General features: G+C 69.4%; 3 protein-coding genes. 2 read left to right on the top strand and 1 reads right to left on the bottom strand.

Annotated elements, in window-relative coordinates; translation table 11 throughout:
* The coding region (locus AX737_RS24525; RefSeq protein WP_066925851.1) for a TonB-dependent receptor at nucleotides 1-2,373 on the top strand (2,373 nt) is incomplete at its 5' end.
* Nucleotides 2,374-2,542: 169 nt separating this feature from the next.
* The gene (locus tag AX737_RS24520; RefSeq protein WP_066925848.1) at nucleotides 2,543-2,893 is read left to right on the top strand and encodes a hypothetical protein; all 351 of its coding nucleotides are present in this window, start codon (nucleotides 2,543-2,545) and stop codon (nucleotides 2,891-2,893) included.
* 91 nt (nucleotides 2,894-2,984) lie between these two features.
* On the opposite strand, the gene AX737_RS24515 is transcribed toward AX737_RS24520, so the two are convergent.
* Nucleotides 2,985-4,224: undecaprenyl-phosphate glucose phosphotransferase (locus tag AX737_RS24515; RefSeq protein ID WP_066925845.1), on the bottom strand; the 1,240-nt coding region annotated here is incomplete at its 5' end.

Genomic DNA, 4,224 nt, shown 5'->3' with positions numbered 1-4,224 from the left:
GTTGAAGGTCGCCCGGTCGAAGTTCAGGTCGGCGGCGCCCAGCCGCTCTGGAAGATCCCCAGCACGGTCGAGACGGTGACCGCCGCCGACCTGAACTTCGACCGGGCGACCTTCAACGCCGTCGAGACGCTGGCCCGCCGCGTGCCGGGCCTCAACATCTCGGACAGCCAGGGCAACAACAACCGCCTCGACATCAACTATCGCGGCTTCCAGGCCTCGCCGGTGACCGGCGTGCCGCAGGGGCTGGCCGTCTATCAGAACGGCGTGCGCATCAACGAGGCCTTCGGCGACACGGTCAACCTCGACCTGATCCCGCAGGTCGCGATCAACCGGATCGACGTGGTGACCGGCAACCCGGTCTTCGGCCTGAACGCCCTCGGCGGCGCGATCAACATCCAGATGAAGAACGGCTTCACCTGGCAGGGCACCGAGATCACCGCGCTCGGCGGCTCGGACGGCCGCATCGCCGGCTCGCTCCAGTACGGCAAGATGATCGGGCCGTGGAGCTTCTACTTCGCGGGCGACGGCCTGAACGACCGCGGCTGGCGCTACCAGTCGCCGAGCACGATCGGCCGCGTCTACGCCGACCTCGGCTACCGCACCCCGGATTCCGAGTTCCACCTGATCGGCCAGCTCGCGCGCACCTATTTCGGCGCCGCCGCGGCCACCCCGGTCGACTTCACCCACGTCGATCCGCGGGCGATCTTCACCTACCCGCAGACCACCACGACCGAGGTCGGCACGCTGCAGATGACCGGCCGCGTCGACATCTCGCCGACCTGGGACCTGTCCGGCAACGCCTACTTCCGCCGCTTCAGCCAGCGCTACATCGACGGCAACGACGGCGACTTCGAGAACTGCTCGCGCAACTCCTCGTTCCGCGGCCGTCTCTGCTACGAGGACGACGGCTTCGAGCAGGCGCCGGGCCAGAGCCGCAACGCCTTCACCAACCAGTTCCTGATCCTCGGCCGCGGCGCCGGCGCCAACGGCATTCCGTTCACGGCGGGCGTGCCCTACGGCACCCTCGACGTCACCAAGACCGAGGCCACCGGCTACGGCGGCTCGCTCCAGGCGGCCAACCGCGACACGGTGTTCGGGTTCGGCAACAGCTTCGTGGTCGGCGGCTCGATCGACGTGGCGAACTACAGCTACAAGTCGTCGAGCACGCTCGGCGTGATCAACCCGGACCTCAGCGTCACCACGAACCCGGCGAACCCGTTCTACGGCAACATCCCGGGGCTCGGCACCGACTTCATCCGCACGGCGGGCGCGCTCGGCATCGCGCCGAGCTCGGTCACGGGCAACAACCTCTACATGGGCCTCTACACGACCGACACGATCGACCTGACCGACCGGCTCTCGCTCACGGCCGGCGCGCGGCTGAACTTCGCCCGCATCTCCAGCCAGGACCAGACCGGCTTCTCGCCGGACGTGACGGGGACGCACTACTACAGCAAGATCAACCCGCTCGCCGGCCTGACCTACCGGTTCAGCCCCGGGCTGTCGCTCTACGGCGGCTACTCGGAATCGAACCGTGCCCCGACGCCGCTGGAGCTCGCCTGCGCCAACCCGCTGCGGCCCTGCCTGATCCCGAACTCGCTGGTCGCCGACCCGCCGCTCAAGCAGGTCACCGGCCAGACCTACGAGGTGGGCTTCCGCGGCGCGCTGCCGAACTTCTACGACGGCGGCCTGGTGAACTATAAGATCGGCGCCTTCCGCACCGACCTCACCAACGACATCCTGTCGCTCGCCACCCCGGGCAACGCCGCGCGCGGCTACTTCGTGAACGTGCCGGCCACCCGCCGCCAGGGCGTCGAGGTCGGGCTCGAATACGTCTCCGACTGGCTCTCGGTCTACGCCAACTACGCGCTGATCGACGCCACCTTCCGCTTCAACGGCACGCTGTCCTCGCCCAACAACCCGCTCTCGGACGACGGCGCGATCTTCGTGGTGCCGGGCAACAAGGTGCCGCTGATCCCCGACCACCAGTTCAAGGTCGGCTTCGACGTCGAGCTGCTGCCGCGCTGGCGCGTCGGCATGGCGCTGCAGGCCTTCTCGTCCGCCTATTACCGCGGCGACGAGTCGAACCTGAACCGCAAGCTGCCGCCGTGGTACGTGCTGAACCTCAACACGAGCTACCGCGTGAACCCCAACCTCGAGGTGTTCGGCTACGTCACCAACCTGACGAACAACCGCTACAGCAACTTCGGCACGTTCTTCGAGCCGGGCCTCGTGGCCAACCGCTATCCGGTGAACGACCCGCGCACCACGACGCTCGGGCAGCCGCTCTCGGTCTACGGCGGCATCCGCTACACCTTCGGCGAGGCGCCGGTGCCGATGGCCGAGCCGCAGCCGCTGGTGCGCAAGTACTGACGCCACGGTCCAACGACGAACGCAGGAGAGAAGCCCCGCGGACCCCACGGTCCGCGGGGCTTCTCGCGTCAGGGGCCTGCGGCCTCAGGTCTCGGGAACGGGCTCGCGCGACCGTCGATTGCCACGGGCGAACAACGATCCCGAACGAACGAAGACGGAGAGACGCCCGATGCGGATGAGCTATGCCCTGGCCGGCCTGTTGCTGATGACGGCGCCCGCGCTCGCCACGCCCTGCGCCGACGAGATCACCACGCTGGAGAAGCGGCTCGACAGCGCCGGGGCCGCGCAGGTGACGGGCACCGTGCCGCCGGGCGGCCCGGTCTCCTCAAACTCCGACAAGGCCCTCGACAAGGCGCCGGACGTGAAGCCGAGCGACCCCAAGGCCCAGTCGACGGCCGCGGGCGTGAACGAGGCGCGCAAGCTCGTCGAGAAGGCCCGCGCCGAGGACAAGGCCGGCAACGCCGACGCCTGCCGCGACACCATCATGAAGGCCAAGGAGAAGGCCGGCGCCCTGCCGTAGCCGGCGCCGGGCAGCCCCCCGGGCGCCCGCCGACAGATGGAGACGGGCCGCCCGGCTTCCGCCGGGCGGCCCGTCCCGCATGCGCGCTCGCTCAGTACGCGTTCTCGGCCTTGAGCAGGGCGAAGGGGGTGGTCACGAGGATCTGCAGGTCGAACAGCACCGACCAGTTCTCGATGTAGTAGAGGTCGTGCTCGACGCGGCGCTGGATCTTCTCGCTGGTGTCGGTCTCGCCGCGCCAGCCGTTGATCTGGGCCCAGCCGGTGATGCCGGGCTTGACCTTGTGGCGGGCGAAGTAGCCGTCCACCACCTGGTCGTAGAACGTGTTGGCGGCCCGCGCCCCGATCGCGTGCGGGCGGGGCCCGACGAGCGAGAGGTCGCCCTTCAGCACGTTGAAGAGCTGGGGCAGCTCGTCGAGCGAGGTCTTGCGGATGAAGCGGCCGACCGGCGTCACCCGCGGGTCGTCCCGGGTGACTTGGCGCACGGCGGTCGGGTCGCACTGCTCGACATACATCGAGCGGAACTTCAGCACCTCGATGATCTCGTTGTTGAAGCCGTGCCGCTTCTGCCGGAACAGGATCGGCCCGCGCGAGGTGAGCCGCACGGCTGCCGCCACGCCGAGCATCACGGGGGCGAGGCCGACGAGCAGCAGGGCGCCGACGCAGCGGTCGAACACCGCCTTCACCACCACGTCCCAGTCGGCGATCGGCTTGTCGAACACGTCGAGCACCGGCACCGAGCCGAGATAGGAGTAGCTGCGCGGGCGAAGCCGCAGCTTGGTGGCGTGGGCCGAGAGCCGGATGTCGATCGGCAGCACCCAGAGCTTGGCGAGCATCTGCAGGATGCGCGCCTCGGCCGAGATGGGGATCGTGAACACGATGAGGTCGAGCCGGGTGTGGCGAGCATAGGCCACGAGGTCGCTCACCGTGCCGAGCTTGGGGTAGCCCGCCACCACGTCGCCCGAGCGCGCGTCGCCGCGGTCGTCGAAGACGCCGACGACGCGGATGCCGCTCTCCTTCTGGGTCTCCAGGGCGGCGATGAGTTCCTCCGCCGCGGGGCCGCCGCCGACGATGGCGGTGAGCCGGTCGAAGCGCCCCTTGCGGGTCTGGTCGCGGATCACCCGGCCGAGGACGAGGCGGCCCGCGAGCAGCAGGGGCAGGCCCGCCGCGAAGTAGGTGCCGAGCCAGAGCCGCGAGTAGTTGTCGCCGAGCTTCGTCACCAGCAGGACCGCCGCGACGGCGAGGAAGCTCAGCGTCCAGCCGGCGCACAGCGTGACGGCCGACTTGAAGACGTTGCGGAAGGCGGCGATCCGATAGGCGCCCGCGACCTGGAAC

It is taken from the genome of Methylobacterium sp. CCH5-D2, assembly GCF_001556475.1.
Taxonomy (GTDB): Bacteria; Pseudomonadota; Alphaproteobacteria; order Rhizobiales; family Beijerinckiaceae; genus Methylobacterium; species Methylobacterium hispanicum.
The sequence above is the reverse complement of the archived record's forward strand: the minus strand, read 5'-3'. Positions and strand labels throughout refer to the sequence as shown.

Bases quoted from the DNA above. Each gene is read 5' to 3' on its own strand.
- AX737_RS24520 (WP_066925848.1), top strand. From the start codon at position 2,543: ATGCGGATGAGCTATGCCCTGGCCGGCCTGTTGCTGATGACGGCGCCC.